Origin of the sequence: Pseudomonas koreensis, from assembly GCF_036668835.1 — a bacterium.
Taxonomy (GTDB): domain Bacteria; phylum Pseudomonadota; class Gammaproteobacteria; order Pseudomonadales; family Pseudomonadaceae; genus Aquipseudomonas; species Aquipseudomonas koreensis_I.
In genome coordinates, this window is record NZ_JAZEVW010000009.1 from 153,886 (window position 1) to 177,791 (window position 23,906).

The following is a 23,906-nucleotide window of genomic DNA, read 5'->3' on the forward strand; positions in this document are numbered from 1 at the left end:
AAGATCGATGACCTCCAGCCCCGAACATGCTCGCCTGCTGCGCCTGGCGACTCGCGCCTCGGTGGCGGTGGCGTGCACGCTGATCATTGCCAAAGCCATCGCCTGGTGGCTCAGCGGTTCGGTGAGCATGCTCGCCGGCCTCACCGACTCGGCGCTGGACGGCGTCACCTCGATGCTCAATCTGCTCGCGGTGCACTACGCGCTGCGCCCGGCGGATGACGATCACCGTTATGGCCACGGCAAAGCGGAATCCCTGGCGGGCATGGCGCAAGCGTTGTTCATCGGCGGCAGTGCGCTGCTGATCGCGTTTCAGGCCTACGAGCGTTTGCAGACGCCGCAGCCACTCGGTGCGCCCTGGTTGAGCATCGGCGTCATCGTGTTTTCGCTGCTGCTGACTGCAGCCTTGCTGGTGTTGCAGCACCGGGTGATCAAGCAAACCGGCTCCAATGCCGTGCGCGCCGACTCGCTGCACTATCGCTCGGACATGCTGCTCAACGGCAGCATCCTGCTGGCACTGGTGTTGGCCGGGTTTGGCTTCGAGCAACTGGATGCGTGGTTCGGCCTGGGCATTGCCGCGTACATTTTGTGGAGCGCGATTCAGATCGCCCGCGAAAGTTTTTCAGTATTGATGGACGAGGAACTGCCGACCGACGTCAGCCAGCACATGCTTGAACTGGCGTGCAGTGTGCCAGGCGTGCTGGGCGCGCATGACTTGCGCACGCGGATCTCCGGCAACCACTGGTTCGTGCAGTTGCATCTGGAGTTGCCGGGAGAGTTGACGCTGTCAGTCGCTCACGGCATCAGCGATCAAGCCGCCGACGCCATCCACAAGGCCTACCCACGGGCCGAAGTGTTGGTGCACGCAGATCCCGTAAAAAGCAGCCACAAGCTATTAGCTTCAAGCTTGTAGCTAATAGCTTGAAGCTTGCAGCTGCCCCTATCTGACTTGGTAGCCGCGACTGCTCAGGCAGTTGCCCTGTGCCTGGCGGTACGCCTGAACCACTTCGGGCGCCGGTTGGTAGGTCGCGGTGCGCGGGTCGAAACCGCTTTGCTGCACCGCATATTGGTAGCACTGATAGCCGTCCTGCTGAACCTGCTCCGGCGATTGGCCACTCGCTGGATAAGCTTCGACGTCATAACCTTGCGCCTGTGGTTGCGGCGGTTGCTGTGCCGGCGGCTCGACCACCACGTAATCTTGCGTCGCTTCCTGATAGGCGTAATAGGAGCCGGCGGCGAGGAACAGCAGCGAGCCGCCGATCCATACCTCACGGGCGTAATCCGGCAAGTACTGGATGCGAATGCCGCGCGGCGGCTGCACGACGATGTAGCGCGGGCCTTGCGGGCGATACCAGTAGCCACCGGAATAGAAATAATCCTGACCCCGATACGGCACGCGGTAATCGCGGTCCGGGAAACGGTCGATCACATGGCCCGGACGGTATTGCGGGCCCGGGCCCCAGCCATTGCCATGACCGTTCGGACGACCCGGCCAGCGGTTGTCATCGGGACGGTTCTGGGTCTGCCATTGCTGATTGTGGTAACCGTTCTGCGGACGCTCGTCGCGGTAGTAACCCTGACGCGGTTCCTGGGTCTGGCGCACGGTGTCGGGACGCGGCTGGATCGGCAGACTGTTGGCCGGCAGTTGCGGCGGCGGTGGCGGCTGGCGCACCGGATTGGGGTTGTACGCCGGACGGTTCTGGTCGCGATTCTGCCAACCCTGGTCATTACCGTTGTGTTCGAACTGGCGGCTGTTGTCGCCACGAATGATTTCGTTGTTCCGCGGCGCATTGCCCGGCCCGCGTTGATCACCGCCACGGCCCTGATCGTTGCCCTGATGCTGCTGGCCACGACCGTCGCCATCGGGTCCCCGATTCTGCGGCTCGTCGGCCAGCGCTTGCGCACTGACACTCACACACAGCAAACCAACACCGGCCAGACGCCAGATGCGCGAATTCATGTTGTTCCTCACTGCGGGGAGCCTGTCATTGGGAGGGCCTGTTGCTAAGACTCGCAACAGGCCCACCGGGTTCTGCGACAGGTTATCAGTCGCGCGACTTATTTATTGAGGCGCAAAGATGAAATCGCCGGCAAGAAAAAAGGGAGACCCGTCGGCCTCCCTTTCAGAGAATTGCGTCCTGGCTCGACGCTTTTGACGTCGGCTCACCTCACGCCGTCTTCTGGACAGTGTGCAGCTCGGGGGCCGGCACAACCCCGGTGGGGGTGGCGGCCGCGGCGGGCCGGATTGGGCGGGCCGCGTGGACTGTGTTACCGAGCAGTGATTCTGGTGATAAGAATAGGCCGGACGCCGCGACAGATGATTGCGAAGATTGCTCAAATAAACACCCCTTGCGCAATTTTTAACCCTGGATAGATAATCCGCCGCAATAGTTACAGCCAAGGACAGATTGATGAGCAAACTCGACCGTTACGACCTGAGTATTTTGGCGGAATTGCAACGCGACGCCCGCATCTCCAACCAGGAGCTGGCCGAGCGCATCGGTCTGTCGCCCTCGCCTTGCTCGCGTCGGGTCAAGCAACTGGAAGACGACGGCTACATCTCGCGCCAGGTTGCGCTGCTTGATCGCAAGATGCTCGGGCTGAGCCTGACGGCCTATGTGCTGATCGGCATGGACCGGCACACACCGGAGCGCTTCGAAAATTTCGAAGCGGCGATTCGCACGTTGCCGCAAGTGCTGGAGTGCAGTCTGGTGACGGGCGTGGATGCGGATTACCAGTTGAAGGTGGTGGTGCCGGATATGGATCACTATCAGAAGTTGCTGTTGGGGCATTTGACCCGCATCGAGGGGGTTACAAGTGTGCGGTCGAGTTTTGTGCTGAATCAGGTTTTGAACAGCACTGAATTGCCGCTGACTCATTTGCGTAGCTGACTCAAAGCCCCTCACCCCAGCCCTCTCCCATAGGGAGAGGGGGCCGACCGAGATGTCTGGCGCTATACATCGACCTGATAGATCGAGTCGATTATGGATTCACAGCGGCCAGATCATGTCGGCGTAGATCAAAACCATCCCCCGGTCGGTCCCCTCTCCCTCCGGGAGAGGGCTAGGGTGAGGGCAACCATTGCGGATCAGACCCAGATCAATGCCACTCCACCCACCATGCCGTATACTCCCCGCCGCCCTTTCAGCCTGCCCCGCGCCGGAGATTGCCAATGGACCCAGCACTGTTAGAAGAATGGATGATGACCGGTCTGGTCAGCATCCTGATCATTTTCATGGGCTTCATCGTCTGGGATCTGGCGAAGAAGTCCAAGGCCGGGCGCTTTGGCTCGTTCATTCTGTTTTTCGTGCTAGGCCTGGGCGTGGCCGCGTTCATCATCAAGAGTGTGGTGATCGGCCTGATCGAATCCGGCGCGTTATAAGCGCGCCGGCACTTCTTTCCAGTGGCCCTGATCGAGCCCATCGATTGTCCAGTCACCAATCCTGACCCGCACCAGACGCAACGTCGGCAGGCCGACCGCCGCCGTCATGCGCCGCACCTGACGATTGCGCCCTTCGCGAATCACCAGTTCCAGCCATGAAGTCGGTATGGTCGCGCGAAAGCGTACCGGTGGATTGCGCGGCCACAACTGCGGCTCGTCCAGTTGCCGCGCTTCGGCGGGCAGGGTCATGCCGTCGTTCAACTCGACACCGTCGCGCAAACGCTGCAACTGCTCCGCAGTCGGCACGCCTTCGACCTGCACCCAATAAGTCTTCGCCAGTTTGTGTTTCGGATCAGCGATGCGCGCCTGCAACTGCCCGTCATTGGTCAGCAGCAACAAGCCTTCGCTGTCGCGATCAAGACGTCCGGCCGGATAAATGCCGGGTACATCGATGTAATCCTTGAGCGTCGCCCGCCCCTCACCGTCGCTGAACTGTGTCAGCACATCGAACGGTTTGTTGAACAGGATCAGTTTCGGCTCGGCCGGTGGTGCCTTGGCAACACGGCGCGGCGAGGACGATTGAGGCTTCGCGCCAGGGCGGCGGGAAGGTGGACGAGGAGGACGGGACATAAGAAGAAAACATTTAGCGATCAGGGCTGACAATGCTAGTGCCCCGACCGCCAAATGACCACGACTAACCGTTAACGGAACGGCGGCTCATCGAAGCTTCGCAGTTTGCGTGAGTGCAACGAGTTGAGTTCGGTGCGCAGCAGATCCACCGCTTCGATGCCGATTTTCAAGTGCTGGCTGACTGCGCGTTCATAGAACGCGTTAGCCGAGCCCGGCAGCTTGATTTCGCTGTGTAACGGTTTGTCCGAGACGCAGAGCAATGTGCCGTACGGCACCCGCAGGCGATAACCCTGCGCGGCGATCGTGCCGCTTTCCATGTCCACAGCGACAGCACGGGACAGGTTGATCAACGGCCGCTCCTGCGCCCAGCGCAGCTCCCAGTTACGGTCGTCGTAGGTCAGCACGGTGCCGGTACGCAGGCGTTTTTTCAGGTCGTCGCCCTTCTCGCCGGTGACGTTCGCCGCTGCCTGCTGCAGCGCCAGTTGCACTTCGGCCAGCGCCGGGATCGGGATGTTCGGCGGTACTACGCGGTCAAGAATGCCGTCGCGACGCATATACGCGTGGGCCAGCACGTAATCGCCAATGGTCTGCGACTGACGCAGCCCGCCGCAGTGGCCGATCATCAGCCAGCAATGCGGACGCAGCACGGCGAGGTGGTCGGTGATGTTCTTGGCGTTGGACGGGCCGACGCCAATGTTGACCAGCGTCACGCCGTGGCCATCGTTGGCAATCAGGTGATAGGCCGGCATCTGATAACGGTGCCAGACCACACCGGCGGCGATGGCCGAGGCTTCGCCGTGGTCCATGCCCTTCTCGATAATCACGTTGCCCGGCAAGACCATGCGCACGAAACGCGGGTCGTTGCGCAGTTGCTCCAGGCCATGAACGATGAACTGGTCAACGTAGCGGTGATAGTTGGTCAGCAGGATCCACGGTTGCACATGGCGCCAGTCACTGCCGGTGTAGTGCACCAATCGACGCAGCGAGAAATCCACACGCGCGGCGTCGAACAGCGCCAACGGCAGCGGATCGGTGTTTTCCCAATCGTAGAGACCGTCAGCGATGCCATCGGTGGCCGCGGACAGGTCGGTACTAGGGAACACCCGTGCCAGCACCGCAGCGGTAACGCCGGAACCGGCCAGCTCATCGCCCTGCTCGACCACGTACGGATAGGGAATGTTCTGCTGGCTGACGCCGACTTCGACGGTCACGGTGAAATCGTGCATCAATGGGGTCAGTTGTTCGAGCAGGTATTTGCGAAATGCCGCCGGGTGAGTGACGGTGACGCTGTAGGTGCCGGGCAACTGCACCTTGGCGTAGGCGCGAGTGGTCTGCGGGACTTCGCCCTGGCAGTGATAGGTCAGACGCAGTTCGGGATAACGAAACAGGGCACGCTGTGCGGCGTCGGGTTCGACGCGGTCCTTGAGGTAACGCTTGAGCGCCGAATTCAGCGCAGTGGTGGCCCGCTCATGCAGCTCGGCCAGACGATCCACGGCTTGTTCGGCGGTTTGAACGACAATAAACGCTTCGGTCACGATCAGCTTCCTGTGTTCTGACTTGCAGAGCTTCATCTTGCCTGCATCGTCGCGTCACGGGAACAGTGGCGTTGTGTGTGTACCGAAATCTTTAAATCAATGAAGATCCCCTGTGGGAGCGAGCTTGCTCGCGAATACGGTTTGTCATTCAACATTTATGTCGACTGATGTACCGCTTTCGCGAGCAAGCTCGCTCCCACAGGTTTTGGGGGTGTTTGGGAGATGGGATCAGAAGCCTTCTGGAGTCGAGCGCGCGACGATGGCCTCGACATCCAGCCCACGCGGCAACGCGCCGTAGACTCGGCCGCCGCCGCTCAAACGGCTGGCAATGAACGCATCACTGACCGCCGCGTTACCGGCCTCGAGCAACAGTTTGGCTTGCAAACCGAGAGCGATATCTTCAGTCAACTGCCGCGCCCGATACTGAATGTCGCTGGTGTCCTTGAACTGCGCCTGCAACTGCTGGATATGCGCGGCCAGGCGCTTGTCGCCATGACCATCGCCCAGTTCGCTGAACAACACATCGAGCACACCCGGCTCTTTCGACAATGCGCGCAGCACGTCGAGGCACTGCACGTTGCCCGAGCCTTCCCAGGTCGAATTCACCGGGGCTTCGCGGTACAGCCGCGGCAGAATGCTGTCCTCGACATAACCGGCACCGCCCATGCACTCGGCGGCTTCGTTGATCATTCCCGGCGCGCGTTTGCAGATCCAGTATTTGCCCACCGCCGTGACCAGCCGCGCAAACTGCGCTTCGTGGCGATCATCGAGATGATCGAGCGCCTTGCCCATGCGCAGGCTGAGCGCCAGCGCGGCTTCACTTTCCAGCGCCAGATCGGCCAACACGTTCTGCATCAACGGCTGCTCGCTGAGCAATTTGCCGCCGACCTTGCGGTGCGCGCAGTGATGGCTGGCCTGGGTCAGCGCCTGGCGCATGAGCGAGCTGGAACCGACCATGCAATCGAAACGGGTCATCGCCACCATCTCGATGATGGTCGGCACGCCGCGCCCTTCTTCACCGATCATCCACGCCAGCGCACCACGAAATTCGACTTCGCTGGAGGCATTGGACTGGTTGCCGAGTTTGTTTTTAAGACGCTGGATGTAGAACTGATTGCGCGTGTCGTCCGGGCGATGGCGCGGTAGCAGAAAGCAGCTCAAGCCCTTGTCGGTCTGCGCCAGGGTGAGAAAGGCGTCGCACATCGGTGCCGAGCAGAACCACTTGTGCCCGACCAGTTCATACGCCTGGCCCGGGCCACTGGCGCCGACCGGATAAGCCTTGGTGGTGTTGGCGCGCACGTCGGTGCCGCCCTGTTTTTCGGTCATCGCCATGCCGATGGTCACGCCGGCCTTGTGCGCCATGCCGACGTTGCGTGGGTCGTATTCGGTGGAGAGGACTTTCGGCAGCCATTGCTCGGCCAGGTCCGGCTGCAAACGCAGGGCCGGCACACTGGCGAAGGTCATGGTCAACGGGCAACCGCTGCCGGCCTCAGCCTGGCTGTGCAGATAGGTCATCGAGGCGCGCGCGACGTGAGCGCCATCCTGCGGCTGTGCCCAAGGCAATGAAGTCAGGCCGTGTTCGATCGCGCTGCGCATCAGTTGGTGATACGCCGGGTGAAATTCCACCAGATCGATGCGATGGCCATAGCGGTCGTGGCTGGCGAACACCGGTTTGTTCTGGTTGGCGAGGAAGCCGGCCTCCATCAGCGGGCCACCGGCGAGCGCTCCGTAGGCATCGATCCGCGACTCCGCCCAGCCGGCGCCAAACCGGCGCGACCATTCCTGCAACGGCAGGTCGATGCGGTACAGATTGGTGCCGTCCAGCGACGGTGGCTGGTTGGTGACTTCGTGGGTTTCGGCGAACTGATGCAGGTTCATCGCGGCGCTCCTTGATTGGGCAGGAAGTCAGTTAAGCACCGCCCCCACGCCGATCAAAGTGGCATATCCGCCGAATTTGCGGCGCTTTTACCCTGTTCTCAGCACAGCACGCGACGCTCCAGCGCGGACTGCAACTCTTCGAATTTCACCGGTTTGTTGAGGTAATCGATGGCCACGCCGGTAGCGCACAGGTCGCGCTCGGCGTTCAGAGCGAGCAGGAACACCGGCAGGTGCGCGCAGCCTGGCAAGGCGTGAATCTGGCAGCACAGCGAGGCGCCGTCATGGGCCGGCAACTGGCAGTCAATCAGCACGGCGTCGACGCTCTCGCGCTGCAAACAGGTCAGCGCCGCAGCAGCGCTGTCGGCGGTGCGCACGCGAAAGCCGAGCTTGAGCAACATGCCGCGCATCACCAGTTGATTGACGCTGTTGTCGTCCACCAGCAACACCGTGCAGTCCTGCGGCAAACGAATCCGCTCTTGCGTGGACGTGAATTCCGGCGCCGGTTCGATCACCGGCAATTCGAACTCGACGTCCAGTTGAAAACGGCTGCCGCGTCCCGGCTCGGAGCGGTGGGTCAGCTTGCCGCCGAGCAGTTCGACCAGTTGCCGACAGATCGCCAGGCCGACACCGAGGCCGCCGTATTCGCGGGTCATCGAACCGTCGAGCTGGAAGAAGCGCTGATACATCGTCGCCTCCCCCAGATCGGTAAAGCCGATGCCAGTGTCGATTACCGCAAACGACAGCGCCAGATGATTATCCGTCGAGGGTTTGCCGGTCACGCGCAGCGCCAGACCACCGACGCGAGTGAACTTGATCGCGTTATCCAGCAGGCACTCCAGGCATTGCGCAAGTTTGGCGCTGTCGCCGTGCAGGCGATCCGGCAGCGTCGGCAGCACATCGACCTTGAAGTCCAGCGACTTGCTCGCCGCGTTGCCCTCGAATTGCACGCGCAGCGCCTCGATCACGGCGCGCAGGCTGAAACTGCCCGAGAACGCCTTGAGCTTGCCGGCCTGCAACTCGGTCAGCGTGAGAATGCCGTTGACCATGCGCATCATGTCGCGTGCGGAACCGGCGGCCGTCTGCTGATATTGCTCGAGCTCCGGGTCCATCTCTACGGTCTGCATCAATTCCAGCGAGCCGATCACACCGTTCATGGGCGTGCGCAATTCATGGGTCAGGGTGGCGAGGAATTCGTCCTTGAGCTGGTTGCTGTGAGCCAGCTGCTGGTTGAGCACTTCGAGCTTCTGCCCGGCGTCGTACAGCGTCTGCGCCTGCTGCTCACGCATGGCGTTGATGCGGTCGGCCAGCGCCAGCGACAGCAGCGCCACTTCGATGGCCGAACCGATCTGGCTGGCGTACATGGTCAGGAATACGTTCGGCAGCAGGCCCAGCACCATCAGCGTATTGACGATGCCACCGAGCAGGAACGCCGACCAGGCAATGATGAAATAGCGCGCCACGCGCAGACCGCGCCACCAGGCGAGAATCCCCGCGGCGAAAATCACCACGGTGAAGGTCAGCGCCAAGGTCGTTGCCAGACGCAAGGCCAGCGCATAGCTGGTCATCAGCGACAGGCCGATCACCAAGGCACTGAAGGCAATCAGTCCGATCAGCAGGCGATCGAGCCAGCGGCTGTGGGTATGCGTCTGCAGGAAGCTGCGGGCGAACTGGCTGCCGAACAGGCCGGCGCAGCCGATGAAGAATGGCGTGGCGGCGTTGGCCCACCACGGGTTGTCCGGCCAGAAATATTCGACCGCCGCGCCGTTGACCGACAACTGATAAAGGCCGAATGAGCCGATATAGAAGATGTAATAGAGGTAACTGGTGTCGCGCACGCTCAGGTAGATGAACAGGTTGTACACCAGCATCCCCAGCAGCACGCCATAAATGATGCCGAGCACGTACAGGCGCACGGGCTGATCTTCGAGATAAGCGGTGCTCGACCACAACGTCACCGGCGCCTGGATCGAACCTTCGCTGGCGAGTCGCAGGTACAACGTCTGTTGCTGATCGGGCTTGAACGGCAGATCGAACAGGTAGTTGTTCTGGCGGATCTCGCGGCTGGCGAAGGGCAAGGCATCGCCGGTCTGGCGCACCAGACGATAGTCACCGGCGGCGTCGGGCAAGTACAAATCGAGATGATCAAGCGGTGGATAGGCCAGCTCCAGCAACCAGGTGCGCTGGGCGGCGGGGTTGCTCGGACGATAATGCAGGTCAATTTTCAGCCAGAACGCCGAACGCGAATAACCGGCGTTGAGCGTGGCCTTGTCGTGCGCCTTGAACTGGCCAGCGGCTGCCCGTGCACGGACGTCGGCAAGGCTCGCCTGACCGCTCGGGTCTTCGAACACTTGCAGCGATCGGCCCAGTGGCAGGCTCTGGGTGAATTCGTCGAACTCGACGGCGCTCGCCATGAGGGGCAAGCAGAACAGCAACATCAGCAAATAGCGCATTGAAGCCCCAGCGTGGCTCGTCCGGTTGTGTCAGGAAGCCCCCCATTCCCTTTGAGTAGACGTAAAACCGGTATTACCTGTTATTGGTTTGGATCCAGCCTAGCATAGCCGTTGATGGCCATTAAGCACCATCGAAACTTTTCCTACAAAGGCTCTAGAACGGGCGTTTCAGAGCAAAGCTGCGGACTAGAGCTGTTGAGTCGGTCAACTTGTCACAATGTGGTCGGTTTCTCTGGCCAGCATATCGGCCAGGGGCAACGGCACTGAACCCGAAAATCAGCTTTGGTGGTAAGCTCGCGCACCATGAATATCTACAGCTCCCGCCCCGTTGTCCTCTGTCTCTCCGGCCACGACCCCAGTGGTGGCGCCGGCCTGCAGGCAGATATCGAAGCCCTGCTCGCGCAGGGTTGCCATGCGGCTCCGGCCGTCACCGCCCTGACCGTGCAAGACACGGTCAATGTCACAGACTTTCGCGTCCTCGACCGTGAGTGGGTACTGGCCCAGGCCAATGCCGTGCTCAACGATTCCGAAGTCGCGGCGGTGAAGCTGGGCATGCTTGGTTCGCTGGAGATGGTCGACACCGTTGTCGAACTGCTCTCGGCGCACCCGCATCTGCCGGTGGTCTGCGACCCGGTGCTGCGCGCCGGCGGCGGCGGACGCCTGGGCAAGGACGAAGTCGGTTATGCGATGCGCGAGCGGCTGCTGCCGCTGTCGATCATTGCCACGCCCAACCTTCCCGAAGCGCGCATCCTTGCCGAACTGCCTGATGGCACCGCCGACGAGTGCGCTGAAAAACTCCTGCCATTCGTCAAGAACCTGCTGATCACCGGCGGCCATGGCGACGAAACTGAAATCCACAACCGCGTGTACAGCCGCGACGGTCTGCGTGAAACCTTTATTTGCCAGCGTCTGCCCGGCAGCTATCACGGCTCCGGCTGCACGCTGGCCAGCGCCCTCGCCGGTCGCCTGGCCCAAGGCGAACACCTGGCCAGCGCCGTGCGCAGCGCACTGGATTACACCTGGCGCACCCTGCGCGATGCCGAACAACTTGGCAAAGGCCAGTTCGTCCCGCGTCGCCTGCCGCTGGATTTCTGCTCGTAACGCCGTGAGGTCTGCCCGATGAAACTACGTGGCCTGTATGCCATTACCGACAGCACACTGCTGGCGGGCAAGTTTCTGTCTTACGTGGAGGCGGCGCTGGAAGGCGGCGTCACCCTGCTGCAATACCGCGACAAAAGCAGCGACGAGGCCCGCCGCTTGCGCGAGGCCGAAGCGCTGCGCAATCTGTGCGAGCGCTACAAGACCCAGTTGATCATCAACGATGACGCCGAACTGGCCGCGCGCCTCAATGTCGGCGTCCATCTGGGCCAGACCGACGGCCCACTGTCGCCGACCCGCGCCCTGCTCGGCTCGAAAGCGATCATCGGCTCGACCTGTCACGACCAGCTCGCCCTCGCCGGGCAAGCCGCCAAGGAAGGTGCGAGCTACGTCGCCTTTGGCCGCTTTTTTAACTCCAGCACCAAACCCGGCGCGCCGAGTTGTAGCCTCGGGCTGCTCGACGAAGCCAAACGCACGCTGCATCTGCCGGTCTGCGCGATTGGCGGCATCACCCTCGATAACGCCGCGCCACTGGTCGCCCATGGGGTCGATCTGCTGGCGGTAGTCCACGGCCTGTTCGGTGCCGAAAATACCGCCGAAGTGACCCGCCGCGCCCGCGCGTTCAATGAATTGTTCAAAGCCTGAAGATTGAGAGCCCGATCATGTCTCGTTCCGAAACCCTGTTTGCCAATGCCCAGAAACACATCCCCGGCGGCGTCAACTCGCCGGTGCGCGCGTTCAAAAGCGTCGGCGGTACGCCGTTGTTCTTCAAGCACGCCGAAGGCGCTTACGTCACCGATGAAGACGACAAGCGTTATGTCGATTACGTCGGTTCGTGGGGTCCGATGATCCTTGGCCACAGCCATCCGGACGTACTCGATGCAGTGCGTAATCAGCTGCAACACGGTTTGTCCTACGGCGCGCCGACCGCGATGGAAACCGAGATGGCCGATCTGGTCTGCTCGCTGGTGCCGTCGATGGACATGGTGCGCATGGTCAGCTCCGGCACCGAAGCGACCATGAGCGCGATCCGTCTGGCCCGTGGTTACACCGGCCGTGACAGCATCATCAAATTCGAAGGCTGCTACCACGGTCACTCCGACAGCTTGCTGGTCAAGGCCGGTTCCGGCGCGCTGACCCAGGGCGTGCCGAGTTCGGCTGGCGTGCCAGCGGCGTTTGCCAAACACACCCTGACCTTGCCATTCAACGACATCGAAGCGGTTGAGCAGATGCTTGCCGAAGTCGGCGAAGATGTGGCCTGCATCATCGTCGAGCCAGTGGCCGGCAATATGAACTGCGTGCCACCGGCCCCGGGTTTCCTCGAAGGTCTACGTTCGCTGTGCGACAAGCATGGCGTGGTGCTGATTTTCGACGAAGTGATGACCGGTTTCCGCGTCGCTCTCGGCGGTGCGCAGGCCTACTACGGGGTCACCCCGGACCTGACCACGTTCGGCAAGATCATCGGCGGCGGCATGCCGGTCGGCTGCTTTGGCGGCAAGCGCGCAATCATGGAACGCATCGCGCCACTGGGCCCGGTGTACCAGGCGGGTACGCTGTCGGGTAACCCACTGGCGATGGCCGCGGGCCTGACTACCCTGCGTCTGATCAGCCGTCCGGGCTTCCACGCCGAGCTGACCGACTACACCACGCGCCTGCTCGACGGTCTGCAACAGCGTGCCGATGCCGCCGGCATTCCGTTCGTGACCACCCAGGCCGGCGGCATGTTCGGTCTGTATTTCAGCGGCGCCGACGACATCGTCACCTTTGACGACGTGATGGCCAGCGACGCGGCACTGTTCGGGCGCTTCTTCCACCTGATGCTCGAAGGTGGCGTGTACCTCGCTCCGAGCGCCTTCGAAGCCGGGTTCACCTCGATCGCCCACGGCGAAGCCGAGTTGCAACTGACGCTGGACGCCGCCGAGCGCGCCTTCGCCGCGCTGAAGTAATCGCTGTACCGCTGACGTTGGCTATCGCCAGCGTCAGCTTTCACCTACACCCCTGCCGTTTTTCCCACGCCGCTGCTAAAAAACTTGTAGAAAGTGGGCGATATATCCCCCACGCAGCAGAAAAACGAGTAAAGACTTTGTAAGGTTGGCCCTGCTTATTTCATAATGCGCGCTTATTGGATCCCCCGACGGGTCCGCGCGCCCTTCAGAGGTAAGTCGATTCCCATGAACCGCACCGGCCGCACCCTTGCATTGGGCTGCCTGTTGCTCCTTCAGCCCCTGCTCGCGCATGCACAAGCAGGCGGCAACTCGTTGTTGATCCCGGCGATGGGTCGTTGCACCCTCAATACTCAGCCGCAAGACGTCACGCAGGCACTGGCCGCCTGCCAGAAAGCGGCGGACGAAGGGGATGCGCAAGCACAATACGAGTTGGGTGAGTTCTACTACGACGGCAAGAACGCGCCGCGCGATCTCAATCAAGCCCTGAGCTATTTCGAAAAGGCCTCGCTGCAAGGCCACGCTCAGGCACAGTTCAAGCTCGGCACCATGTTCTTCCACGGCGAAGGCGTGCAGGCCAACAACATCCAGGCGTACATCGTGCTGAAGATGGCGGCGGTCAACGGTGCCGAAGAGGCGCTGGACACGGCCGATGAAGTCTCCGAAAACATGTCCCGCGAAGACCTCGAAACCGCGACTCAGGTACTCGGGCAGATCTTCCGCAAATACCTGATGGAATTGCAGAGCGCCGATGGGCGCACGCCGTTTTCACCACTTCCCTGATCATTGATAGTTCCCACGCTCTGCGTGGGAATTCATCCCGTGACGCTCCGCGTCACCGACGCGGAGCGTCGAAGGCGGCATTCCCACGCAGAGCGTGGGAACGATCATCTGAAACCGGGTTATTTCTCAGGCATCGGCATCGGAAACGGCATGACATTGCCGACCGCGCCGCGGGCTTCACTGATTTTCGGTGTACCCAAGCGCTCTACTTCGTCGATGCGTACGATCGAATGCATCGGCACAAAGCTGCGCACCACGCCTTCGAACTGCGCCTTGAGCTTTTCTTCGCTCGGGTCGACGACCACTTGCGTGCGCTCGCCAAAGACGAACTCTTCCACTTCCAGAAAACCCCACAGATCACTTTGATAGATCTGCTTGGCGTACATTTCGAACACCTGGCCCTGGTTGAGGAAAATCACCTTGTAGATTGGAGCTTCGCGTTTGGTCATGGCGGGCGGATAACATCGGGGTAAAAATGGGGGCGCGAACTATAGCATAGCCACCGGACGCACAGCGGTAGGAACCTGACGGCTTGTTCCCTATAATGCGCGGTTCTTCGAATCACGTGACGACATTAATCCATGGCCAAGAAGCTTTACATCGAAACCCACGGTTGCCAGATGAACGAGTACGACAGCTCGCGCATGGTCGATCTGCTGGGCGAACATCAGGCCCTGGAAGTCACCGCTCGCGCGGAAGACGCCGACGTGATTCTGCTCAATACCTGCTCGATCCGCGAGCGCGCCCAGGACCGGGTGTACTCGCAACTCGGGCGCTGGCGCGAACTGAAGCTGGCCAACCCCGACATGGTGATTGCGGTCGGCGGTTGCGTCGCCAGCCAGGAAGGCGCTGCAATCCGCGATCGCGCCCCTTACGTCGACGTGGTTTTCGGCCCGCAGACCCTGCACCGCCTGCCGGAAATGATCGACGCTGCGCGCAGCAGCAAGCTGCCGCAGGTCGACGTGTCGTTCCCCGAAATCGAAAAATTCGACCACTTGCCCGAGCCACGTATCGATGGCCCGAGCGCTTACGTGTCGGTGATGGAAGGTTGCAGCAAGTACTGCACCTTTTGCGTGGTGCCTTACACCCGTGGCGAAGAAGTCAGCCGGCCGTTCGACGACGTGATCGCCGAGATCATTCACCTGGCCGAAAACGGCGTGCGTGAAGTGACCCTGCTGGGCCAGAACGTCAACGGCTACCGCGGCGCTACGCATGACGGGCGCATGGCCGATCTGGCCGAGCTGATCCGCGTGGTCGCGGCCGTCGATGGCATCGACCGCATTCGCTATACCACGTCGCACCCGCTGGAGTTTTCCGACAGCCTGATCCAGGCTCACGCCGAGGTGCCGGAGCTGGTCAAACACCTGCATTTGCCGGTGCAGTCGGGTTCCGACCGGATTCTCGCGGCGATGAAGCGCAACCACACCGCGCTGGAATACAAATCCAAACTGCGCAAACTGCGCGCGGCGGTGCCGGGAATCTGCATCAGCTCGGACTTTATCGTGGGTTTTCCCGGCGAGACCGAGAAAGATTTCGAGCAGACCATGAAGTTGATCGCCGACGTCGGCTTCGACTTTTCCTACTCCTTCGTCTACAGCCAACGCCCCGGCACCCCGGCGGCAGACCTGGCCGACGACACTCCGGAAGAGTTGAAGAAAGAGCGCCTGAATGCTCTGCAACATCGCCTGAACCAGCAAGGCTTCGAAATCAGCCGACAAATGGTCGGTTCGATCCAGCGCATTCTGGTGACCGATTATTCGAAGAAAGACCCCGGCGAGCTGCAGGGGCGCACCGAGAATAACCGTATCGTCAACTTCCGCTGCGACAATCCGACCCTGATCGGCCAGTTCGCCGACGTGCACATCGACGCGGCGCAACCGCACTCGTTGCGCGGCTCACTGATTCAATAAATGCGCATGCCCCCTGTGGGAGCGAGCCTGCTCGCGAAAACGGTGTATCAGCAAAGTAGAGAGTGGCTGATACGACGCCTTCGCCAGCAGGCTCGCTCCCACAGGTACAGCGCAGCGGCGCTTATCGGCTGAGCTGATTTAAGAGCTTTCGCCCCCACGCCTCTGGCGTTATCCTTGATTTCACCTCAATTGCCCCAGGGCGGCTAAATACGACCTTGAACGCACCCATCGAACCACATCGTTTCATTCTCGAGCCCTTTGAGGCTCGCCGCTTCGCCAATCTGTGCGGGCAATTCGACGAGCATCTGCGCTTGATCGAACAGCGCCTGGCCATCGAGATCCGCAACCGCGGAAACCAGTTCGAGCTGATCGGCGATCCCAAGCTCACCACGTCTGCGGAAAATCTGATTCGTCGCCTGTACCGGGAAACCAAAGGTTCAGAGCTGTCGCCAGATACGGTGCACCTGTTCCTGCAGGAATCATCCGTCGTCGAGCTGGACAATCACGCCCCCGCCGAAGCCTCGGTTGCCCTGCGCACCAAGAAAGGCATGATTCGCCCACGCGGCTTGAATCAGTTGCGCTACGTGAAGGAAATTCTCGGCAACGACATCAACTTCGGCATCGGTCCGGCCGGTACCGGCAAGACCTATCTGGCTGTGGCATGCGCTGTCGATGCACTGGAGCGTGAGCAGATTCGCCGCATCCTGCTGGTGCGTCCGGCGGTTGAAGCGGGTGAAAAACTCGGCTTCCTGCCCGGCGACCTGTCGCAGAAGATCGACCCGTACCTGCGCCCGCTCTATGACGCGCTGTACGAAATGCTCGGCTTCGAATACGTGGCCAAGCTGATCGAACGCCAGGTCATCGAAGTGGCACCGCTGGCCTATATGCGCGGCCGCACGCTGAACAACAGCTTCATCATTCTCGACGAGAGCCAGAACACCACTGTCGAACAGATGAAGATGTTCCTGACGCGCATCGGTTTCGGTTCGACCGCGGTCATCACCGGTGACATCACTCAGGTCGACCTGCCACGTGGCACCAAGTCCGGCCTGCATCATGTGATCGAAGTGCTTAAAGACGTGCCGGGCATCAGTTTCACGCACTTCCAGCCCAAAGACGTGGTGCGCCATCCTTTGGTGCAGCGGATCGTCGAAGCCTATGAGCGCTTCGAAAGCCGCGTCGACGCACCCAAGGAAGCCGCGCGCGATGCTTGAGCTCGATCTGCAAATTGCTACCGAAGCGTCGGCGCCTGGCGAAACCGAATTTCGCCAATGGTGCGAACTGGCCCTGCGCCAGCGCACCGCCGATTCGGAAATGACCATTCGTCTGGTCGACGAGGACGAAGGTCGCGAGCTCAACCACACCTGGCGGCACAAGGACTACGCAACCAACGTCCTGTCATTCCCCGCGGATGTCCCGGACGAGCTGCTGGATATCCCGCTGCTCGGCGATCTGGTGATCTGCGTCGCCGTGGTTGAACGCGAAGCCGCCGAACAGGGCAAGGAACTTAACGCCCACTGGGCACATCTGGTCATTCACGGCTGCTTGCATCTGCTCGGTTACGACCATATAGAAGATGACGAAGCCGAAGAAATGGAAGCACTGGAACGCGAGTTGCTTGCTGAACTTGGCTTTCCCGATCCGTACGCGGACGACGAAACCGAACCATCCCCTACTGTTACAACAAAGGATTCAGAGTAATCGCTATGAGCGAAGATCGATCGAGCAACGGGCAGAAGTCATGGCTGGGTAAGCTCACCCAGGCTTTTGCCCATGAGCCGAAGAACCGTCAGGAGCTCCTCGAGCTGCTGCGTGATGCACATCAGAACAAATTGCTGGACAGCGAAGCGCTGGCCATCGTCGAAGGCGCCATTCAGGTGGCTGACCTGCAAGTACGCGACATCATGGTCCCGCGCTCGCAGATGATCAGCATCAAGGCGACCCAGACACCCCGCGAATTTCTCCCTGCCGTGGTCGACTCGGCCCACTCGCGCTATCCGGTCATCGGCGAAAGCCATGACGACGTGATGGGCGTGCTGCTGGCCAAGGATCTGCTGCCGCTGATCCTCAAGGAGAACGGCGACAGCTTCAACATCAAGGACCTGCTGCGCCCGGCCACCTTCGTGCCGGAATCCAAGCGTCTGAACGTGTTGCTGCGTGAATTCCGTGCCAACCACAACCACATGGCCATCGTCATCGACGAATACGGCGGCGTGGCCGGTCTGGTGACGATCGAAGACGTGCTGGAACAGATCGTCGGCGATATCGAAGACGAACACGACGTCGAAGAAGACAGCTACATCAAGCCGCTGCCCAGCGGTGACTTCCTGATCAAGGCGCTGACGCCGATCGAGAACTTCAACGAGTTTTTCGACAGCGAATTCTCCGATGACGAGTTCGACACGGTCGGCGGTCTGGTGATGAGCGCGTTCGGCCACTTGCCAAAACGCAACGAAATCACTGAAATCGGCGCCTATCGTTTCCGCATCCTGAACGCCGACAGCCGTCGGATTCATTTGCTGCGTCTGACGCCAATTGCTCGGTAACCATTAAGGAAAGAAATGCGCTGGACTACCCGCCCCGGCTGGCCCGGTAACCTGCTGGCCGTGGCGGCCGGTGCAATCACCACCTTCGCGCTTGCGCCGTTCAACATCTGGCCGCTGGCTTTGCTGGCGGTCGGCTTGTTTTATGCCGGCCTGCGCGAGCTGAGCCCGCGACAGGCGCTGGGCCGTGGCTGGTGCTTCGGCTTCGGCCTGTTCGGCGCCGGCACCAGCTGGATCTATTACAGCATTCACCATTTCGGTGGCGCTTCGGTGCTGCTCGCCGGGTTTCTGATGCTGCTGTTTACCGCAGCGATTGCCTGGTTCTTTGCCCTGCCCGCCTGGTTGTGGGCGCGCTGGTTGCGCCGCAACGAAGCGCCGGTGGCCGATGCCCTGGCGTTTGCCGCGCTATGGGTCGGGCAAGAAGCGTTTCGTGGCTGGTTCCTCACCGGTTTCCCGTGGCTTTACTCCGGTTACAGTCAGCTCGACGGGCCTTTGGCCGGGCTCGCACCTGTAGGCGGCATGTGGCTGGTGTCGTTCGTTCTGGCGCTGACTGCCGCGCTGATCTACAACGCGCGCCGCTTGCTGCAGACTCGTCGTAAAGCTTTCGTGGCCGCTGGATTGTTGTTGCTGGTCGGGCCATGGGTGGCTGGTGTTGCGCTCAAGGGCCATGCCTGGACCAGTCCGTCGGGCGCGCCGCTGAGCGTCGCGGCGATTCAGGGCAACGTCGCACAGAGCATGAAATGGGACCCGGCCGAACTCAACGCGCAATTGGCGCTGTACCGTGATTTGAGCTTCCGCTCAAAACCGGTCGACCTGCTGATCTGGCCGGAAACCGCTGTGCCGGTGCTCAAGGAATCTGCCGAGGGTTATCTGAGCATGATGGGTAACTTCGCCGCCGAGCGTAAATCGGCGCTGATTACCGGCGTGCCGATCCGCCAGACCGTGCACAAGGAAAGACGTTTCTTCAACGGCATCACCGTGGTTGGTGAAGGCGATGGCACTTACCTGAAGCAGAAACTGGTGCCGTTCGGCGAATACGTACCGTTGCAGGACATTCTGCGCGGGCTGATCGCGTTCTTCGACCTGCCGATGTCCGACTTTGCCCGTGGCCCGTCCGATCAGGCGCTGCTGCAAGCCAAGGGTTACCAGATCGCCCCATTCATCTGTTACGAAGTGGTGTATCCGGAGTTCGCTGCCGGGCTGTCGGCGCGCAGCGATCTGCTACTGACGATCAGCAACGACACCTGGTTCGGCACCTCCATCGGCCCGCTGCAACATCTGCAGATGGCGCAGATGCGCGCACTTGAGGCAGGGCGCTGGATGATTCGCGCCACCAATAATGGCGTGACAGGGTTGATCAACCCGTTCGGTCAGATCACCGCGCAGATCCCGCAGTTCGCACAAGGTGTGCTGTACGGTGATGTGGTGCCGATGCACGACCTGACACCGTATCTGCAATGGCGTTCGTGGCCGTTGATTGCGCTGTGCCTGCTGTTGTTCGGCTGGGCGCTGATGGCTAACCGGATGTCAAAAACCCTTTAAAAGCTTCGCGAGCAGGCTCGCTCCCACAATTGAAATGCATTTCAAGGTGGGAGCGAGCCTGCTCGCGAAGAGGGCATCAGCAGCAGCCAATCAATCGGGACTGACATCACCTCGGTAAAACAACGAATACCCCACCTGGCCCACCGCCTCGTTGAGCAACTGCCCGCTCTGCCAGATCGACTTGAACTCCGGCAACCAGCCGCCAAATGGCCGCGCGTTATCGGTGCCCAGAAAGCCGACCGGTGCCGGCACCACCTCGAATCCCGCCTGTTTGAAGCTCCACACCGCCCGCGGCATATGCCAGGCCTGGGTGACCACAACTACGCGCTTGATCCCTTGCGGCAACAGAATGTCGGCACTGAACCTGGCGTTTTCCCAAGTGGTACGGCTTTCACCTTCCTGCCAGCGCACCGTCACCGCGAAATCGTCGCGCAGCGAATCCGCCATCAACTTCGCCTCGGTCGGTGGCGTACCGTAATGCAACCCGCCACTGGTCAGAATCGGCAACCCGGAGGCCTTTGCAAGACGCGCCGCATAGCGCTGGCGCTCGAGCCCGATACCGGTCGGCTGGTCTTCACCCCACGCCAGATCGCCGCGCTCGCGACCGGAACCGAGTACGACAATCGCATCGGCCCGCTGCGCCAGGGTCGTCCACGCCTCGCGGGCCAGCGGCGGCTCGCGCTCCAGCGCCTTCGCGCCCCACTGCACGACCACCGGCAGGCTCATCAGCCACAGGCCGCCCAGGCCGAGCGCAAAACACACGCCGGCGAGCCGCGGCCGTGAACGGCGCAGCCACCAGGCGGCCAGCAAGAGCAGCAAGAGAATGCCGGGCGGCAACAGCAATTGTTTGATCAGATAACGAAAGGGCATCGGGCATCTCCACAGATGCCCGAAGCCTAAGAGTGTTGCTGATGCGTTACAACCAATAGGCTGGATCCCTTTGAAAAAGATCCGTTTCCTGACCTGCCATGCGTCTACCTGGCCCGCGACGTGCGAACCTTGACGGTGTCTTTACCCGGTGCCCGGTCCTTGAGCCAGATGACCTTGGCCGAATGTGCTGCATCGAGCTGCTTGACTGCCTGTGACAGGCACCCCTGCATTTCCCGCTCGCTGCGATCCAGATAAGCCTTGACCAGTTTGAACTCGGCGGGACTCAAGCCACGCAATTCCAGTTCCAGGGGGCGCTCATCGCGCAGCCGGTCAGCGGTTTTTACAGCGTCCAGGGCCATGCCCAGACGGTTGATCAGCTTTTCGTACAAATCGGGTTTCGTCACGTTTTTCTGCCGTTGCTCCACCATCCCTCACCTCATTGAAGATAAGACTCACTCCCCACTTAGAGCTTAGCTTCGCTGCACAAACCGGCTGCACGCCGCGACAAACGGCCCTCGCCCCGAATCGCGCGGGCCAAACTGCTGAATCAGGGTTTCCCTAGGCCAAGCGCGGTCATGTATGCTACGGCGCTTCCTGTCATTCCACTTCCAGCGCATCCGGGCTATCCCGCCTGCCGCCGTCGAAGAGGATTAGGCCACCCCTATCCAGTACAAAAGTAGCCATGCACGAACAATATCAACCCCGTGAGATCGAAGCCGCCGCCCAGTCCTTCTGGGATGAGCAAAAGTCCTTTGAAGTCAGTGAACAGCCAGGCAAGGAAACCTACTACTGCCTGTCGATGTTCCCTTACCCCAGCGGCAAGCTACACATGGGGCACGTGCGCAACTACACCATCGGCGACGTGATTTCCCGGTACCAGCGCATGCTCGGCAAGAATGTCCTGCAACCGATGGGCTGGGACGCGTTCGGCATGCCGGCGGAAAACGCGGCGATGAAGAACAATGTCGCACCGGCCAAGTGGACCTACGAAAACATCGCCTACATGAAAACCCAGCTGCGCAGCCTGGGTCTGGCGGTCGACTGGTCACGCGAAGTCACCACCTGCAAGCCTGACTACTACCGCTGGGAACAATGGCTGTTCACGCGCCTGTTCGAAAAAGGCGTGATCTACCGCAAGAACGGCACCGTCAACTGGGACCCGATCGACCAGACCGTTCTCGCCAACGAGCAGGTGATCGACGGGCGCGGCTGGCGTTCCGGCGCGCTGATCGAAAAACGCGAAATCCCGATGTACTACTTCAAGATTACCGCCTACGCCGATGAGCTGCTCGAAAGCCTCGATGAACTGGATGGCTGGCCGGAACAGGTCAAGACCATGCAGCGCAACTGGATCGGCAAGTCGCGCGGGATGGAAGTGCAGTTCCCGTACAACGTCGATTCGATTGGCGAAGCCGGCACCCTGAAAGTCTTCACCACCCGTCCGGACACCCTGATGGGCGCGACCTATGTCGCCGTGGCGGCCGAGCACCCGCTGGCCACTCTGGCGGCAAAAAACAACCCTGAGCTGCAAGCGTTCATCGCTGAGTGCAAGGGCGGTAGCGTCGCCGAAGCCGACGTCGCCACTCAGGAAAAGAAAGGCCTGCCGACCGGCCTGTTCGTCGAGCACCCGCTGACCGGCGAAAAACTTCCGGTGTGGGTCGCCAACTATGTGCTGATGCACTACGGCGACGGCGCGGTCATGGCCGTGCCAGCGCACGACGAGCGCGATTTCGAATTCGCCCACAAGTACAACCTGCCGGTGAAATCGGTGGTGCGTACCAGTTCCGGCGAAAGCAACCCGACCCCGTGGCAAGACGCCTACGGCGAGCACGGCACGCTGATCAACTCCGGAGAGTTCGACGGCCTCGATTTCGCCGGCGCGTTCGACGCCATGGAAGTCGCTCTGATCAAGAAACAACTGGGCGCCTCGCGCACCCAGTTCCGCCTGCGCGACTGGGGCATCAGCCGCCAGCGCTACTGGGGCTGCCCGATCCCGATCATTCACTGCGATACCTGCGGTGACGTGCCGGTGCCGGAAGATCAACTGCCGGTAGTCCTGCCCGAAGACGTGGTGCCAGACGGCGCCGGTTCGCCACTGGCGCGCATGCCCGAGTTTTACGAGTGCAGCTGCCCGAAATGCGGCCAGCCTGCCAAGCGTGAAACCGACACCATGGACACCTTCGTCGAGTCGTCGTGGTACTACGCCCGCTACGCCTCGCCGCACTTCACCGGCGGGCTGGTGGAAAAATCCGCGGCCGACCACTGGCTGCCGGTCGATCAGTACATCGGCGGTATCGAACACGCGATTCTGCACCTGCTCTATGCGCGTTTCTTCCACAAGCTGATGCGTGACGAAGGCCTGGTCAGCTCCAACGAGCCGTTCAAGAACCTGCTGACCCAGGGCATGGTGATCGCCGAAACCTACTACCGTCGCGAAGCCAACGGTGCCTACACCTGGTTCAACCCGGCGGACGTGGAACTGGAGCGCGACAGCAAAGCCAAGGTCATCAGCGCCAGACTGAAATCCGACGGCTTGCCGGTGGAAATCGGTGGCACCGAGAAAATGGCCAAGTCGAAGAACAACGGCGTTGACCCACAATCGATGATCGACCAGTTCGGCGCCGACACCTGCCGCCTGTTCATGATGTTCGCCTCGCCGCCTGACATGAGCGCCGAATGGTCCGACTCCGGCGTGGAAGGCTCGCACCGCTTCCTCAAGCGCGTCTGGCGTCTCGCGCAGGCTCATGTCACCCAGGGCCTGCCGGGCAAACTGGACATCGCCAGCCTGAACGACGATCAGAAAGCCGTGCGCCGCGCGATTCACCTGGCGATCAGGCAGGCCAGCCATGACGTCGGCCAGAACCACAAATTCAACACCGCCATCGCCCAGGTGATGACGCTGATGAACGTGCTGGAAAAAGCCGCACACGCCACCGAACAGGATCGCGCGCTGCTGCACGAAGGTCTGGAAGCGGTGACCCTGCTATTGGCGCCGATCACCCCGCACATCAGCCACGAACTGTGGAAGCAGTTGGGTCACGCCGATGCCGTGATCGATGCAGGCTGGCCGGCCGTCGACGAAAGTGCTCTGGTGCAAGACAGCCTGACCCTGGTAATTCAGGTCAACGGCAAATTGCGCGGGCAGATCGAAATGCCGGCCAGCGCCACTCGCGAAGAGATCGAAGCCGCCGCGCGCGTCAACGAGAACGTGCTGCGTTTCGTCGACGGCCTGACCATTCGCAAAGTGATTGTGGTGCCAGGCAAACTGGTCAACATCGTCGCCAGCTAAATTGGATCGGGTGCCGGGCTCGCCTGGCACCCAGTAAAACCTTTCGGGCCGCAGAG

21 protein-coding genes are annotated in these 23,906 nt (G+C 61.2%); 13 read left to right on the forward strand and 8 right to left on the reverse strand.

The features are described 5' to 3' along the window. Window positions 1–7: 7 nt before the first annotated feature. Window positions 8–910 carry a cation diffusion facilitator family transporter gene (locus V6F91_RS22730; protein ID WP_332768374.1) on the forward strand — a complete coding sequence of 301 codons (903 nt, stop codon included), beginning with the start codon at window positions 8–10 and terminating at the stop codon, window positions 908–910. 27 nt (window positions 911–937) lie between these two features. On the opposite strand, the gene V6F91_RS22735 is transcribed toward V6F91_RS22730, so the two are convergent. Then, a complete protein-coding gene (locus V6F91_RS22735) occupies window positions 938–1,957 on the reverse strand; it encodes a DUF6515 family protein (protein WP_332768376.1) in 1,020 nt (339 codons plus the stop codon). A gap of 451 nt (window positions 1,958–2,408) precedes the next feature. Here V6F91_RS22735 and V6F91_RS22740 point away from each other — a divergent pair, with 451 nt between their 5' ends. Then, window positions 2,409–2,888, forward strand: coding sequence for an Lrp/AsnC family transcriptional regulator (locus tag V6F91_RS22740; protein ID WP_007909658.1), 480 nt, complete (start codon window positions 2,409–2,411; stop codon window positions 2,886–2,888). 281 nt (window positions 2,889–3,169) lie between these two features. Further along, a complete protein-coding gene (locus tag V6F91_RS22745; protein WP_007909655.1) occupies window positions 3,170–3,379 on the forward strand; it encodes a DUF2788 domain-containing protein in 210 nt (69 codons plus the stop codon). Here V6F91_RS22745 and V6F91_RS22750 read toward each other — a convergent pair. From V6F91_RS22750 to V6F91_RS22765, 4 genes are all read right to left on the reverse strand, one after another. Next, entirely contained in the window at window positions 3,374–4,009 is a 636-nt protein-coding gene (locus V6F91_RS22750; protein ID WP_332768378.1) for a pseudouridine synthase, read from the reverse strand. The two genes, V6F91_RS22745 and V6F91_RS22750, sit on opposite strands and share 6 nt — an antisense overlap. Window positions 4,010–4,080: 71 nt before the next feature. Further along, window positions 4,081–5,580, reverse strand: coding sequence for an AMP nucleosidase (gene amn / locus V6F91_RS22755; protein ID WP_208939649.1), 1,500 nt, complete (start codon window positions 5,578–5,580; stop codon window positions 4,081–4,083). Window positions 5,581–5,772: 192 nt separating this feature from the next. Next, on the reverse strand, window positions 5,773–7,422 hold the full coding sequence (locus V6F91_RS22760) for an acyl-CoA dehydrogenase family protein (RefSeq protein ID WP_332768380.1): 1,650 nt from the start codon (window positions 7,420–7,422) through the stop codon (window positions 5,773–5,775). 98 nt (window positions 7,423–7,520) lie between these two features. Next, window positions 7,521–9,872: a 7TM diverse intracellular signaling domain-containing protein gene (locus tag V6F91_RS22765; RefSeq protein WP_332768382.1), complete on the reverse strand. Its 2,352-nt coding sequence runs from the start codon at window positions 9,870–9,872 to the stop codon at window positions 7,521–7,523. 303 nt (window positions 9,873–10,175) lie between these two features. On the opposite strand from V6F91_RS22765, the gene V6F91_RS22770 reads away from it, so the two are divergent. From V6F91_RS22770 to V6F91_RS22785, 4 genes are all read left to right on the forward strand, one after another. Next, a complete protein-coding gene (locus tag V6F91_RS22770) occupies window positions 10,176–10,973 on the forward strand; it encodes a hydroxymethylpyrimidine/phosphomethylpyrimidine kinase (protein WP_090288646.1) in 798 nt (265 codons plus the stop codon). 18 nt (window positions 10,974–10,991) lie between these two features. Then, a complete protein-coding gene (gene thiE, locus V6F91_RS22775; RefSeq protein ID WP_332768385.1) occupies window positions 10,992–11,615 on the forward strand; it encodes a thiamine phosphate synthase in 624 nt (207 codons plus the stop codon). Window positions 11,616–11,632: 17 nt separating this feature from the next. Beyond that, a complete protein-coding gene (hemL, locus tag V6F91_RS22780) occupies window positions 11,633–12,916 on the forward strand; it encodes a glutamate-1-semialdehyde 2,1-aminomutase (protein ID WP_090286579.1) in 1,284 nt (427 codons plus the stop codon). A 225-nt stretch (window positions 12,917–13,141) separates the two neighbouring features. After that, window positions 13,142–13,696 (forward strand): tetratricopeptide repeat protein, encoded by a 555-nt coding sequence (locus tag V6F91_RS22785; RefSeq protein ID WP_093098052.1) that lies wholly within the window; start codon window positions 13,142–13,144, stop codon window positions 13,694–13,696. A 119-nt stretch (window positions 13,697–13,815) separates the two neighbouring features. On the opposite strand, the gene V6F91_RS22790 is transcribed toward V6F91_RS22785, so the two are convergent. Beyond that, window positions 13,816–14,145 carry a DUF1820 family protein gene (locus V6F91_RS22790; RefSeq protein ID WP_003185742.1) on the reverse strand — a complete coding sequence of 110 codons (330 nt, stop codon included), beginning with the start codon at window positions 14,143–14,145 and terminating at the stop codon, window positions 13,816–13,818. 132 nt (window positions 14,146–14,277) lie between these two features. Between V6F91_RS22790 and miaB the strand changes: the two genes are divergently transcribed. From miaB to lnt, 5 genes are all read left to right on the forward strand, one after another. After that, entirely contained in the window at window positions 14,278–15,606 is a 1,329-nt protein-coding gene (miaB, locus tag V6F91_RS22795) for a tRNA (N6-isopentenyl adenosine(37)-C2)-methylthiotransferase MiaB (RefSeq protein ID WP_203419604.1), read from the forward strand. Window positions 15,607–15,821: 215 nt separating this feature from the next. Next, the gene (locus V6F91_RS22800; RefSeq protein ID WP_332768391.1) at window positions 15,822–16,820 is read left to right on the forward strand and encodes a PhoH family protein; all 999 of its coding nucleotides are present in this window, start codon (window positions 15,822–15,824) and stop codon (window positions 16,818–16,820) included. Then, window positions 16,813–17,307 carry an rRNA maturation RNase YbeY gene (gene ybeY / locus V6F91_RS22805; RefSeq protein ID WP_332768393.1) on the forward strand — a complete coding sequence of 165 codons (495 nt, stop codon included), beginning with the start codon at window positions 16,813–16,815 and terminating at the stop codon, window positions 17,305–17,307. Before V6F91_RS22800 ends, ybeY begins: the two co-directional genes overlap by 8 nt. A 5-nt stretch (window positions 17,308–17,312) precedes the next feature. Continuing rightward, the gene (locus tag V6F91_RS22810) at window positions 17,313–18,152 is read left to right on the forward strand and encodes an HlyC/CorC family transporter (protein WP_007909641.1); all 840 of its coding nucleotides are present in this window, start codon (window positions 17,313–17,315) and stop codon (window positions 18,150–18,152) included. Window positions 18,153–18,167: 15 nt separating this feature from the next. Further along, window positions 18,168–19,691, forward strand: a complete 1,524-nt coding sequence (lnt, locus tag V6F91_RS22815; RefSeq protein ID WP_332768396.1) for an apolipoprotein N-acyltransferase — start codon at window positions 18,168–18,170, stop codon at window positions 19,689–19,691. 90 nt (window positions 19,692–19,781) lie between these two features. Here lnt and V6F91_RS22820 read toward each other — a convergent pair whose 3' ends face one another. Together V6F91_RS22820 and V6F91_RS22825 are read right to left on the reverse strand one after the other, a co-directional pair. Beyond that, the gene (locus V6F91_RS22820) at window positions 19,782–20,561 is read right to left on the reverse strand and encodes a YdcF family protein (protein ID WP_332768398.1); all 780 of its coding nucleotides are present in this window, start codon (window positions 20,559–20,561) and stop codon (window positions 19,782–19,784) included. Window positions 20,562–20,665: 104 nt separating this feature from the next. Then, window positions 20,666–20,989: a hypothetical protein gene (locus V6F91_RS22825; protein WP_332768400.1), complete on the reverse strand. Its 324-nt coding sequence runs from the start codon at window positions 20,987–20,989 to the stop codon at window positions 20,666–20,668. Window positions 20,990–21,243: 254 nt separating this feature from the next. Here V6F91_RS22825 and leuS point away from each other — a divergent pair, with 254 nt between their 5' ends. Further along, window positions 21,244–23,850, forward strand: coding sequence for a leucine--tRNA ligase (leuS, locus tag V6F91_RS22830; RefSeq protein WP_332768402.1), 2,607 nt, complete (start codon window positions 21,244–21,246; stop codon window positions 23,848–23,850). The last annotated feature ends 56 nt before the right edge of the window (window positions 23,851–23,906 follow it).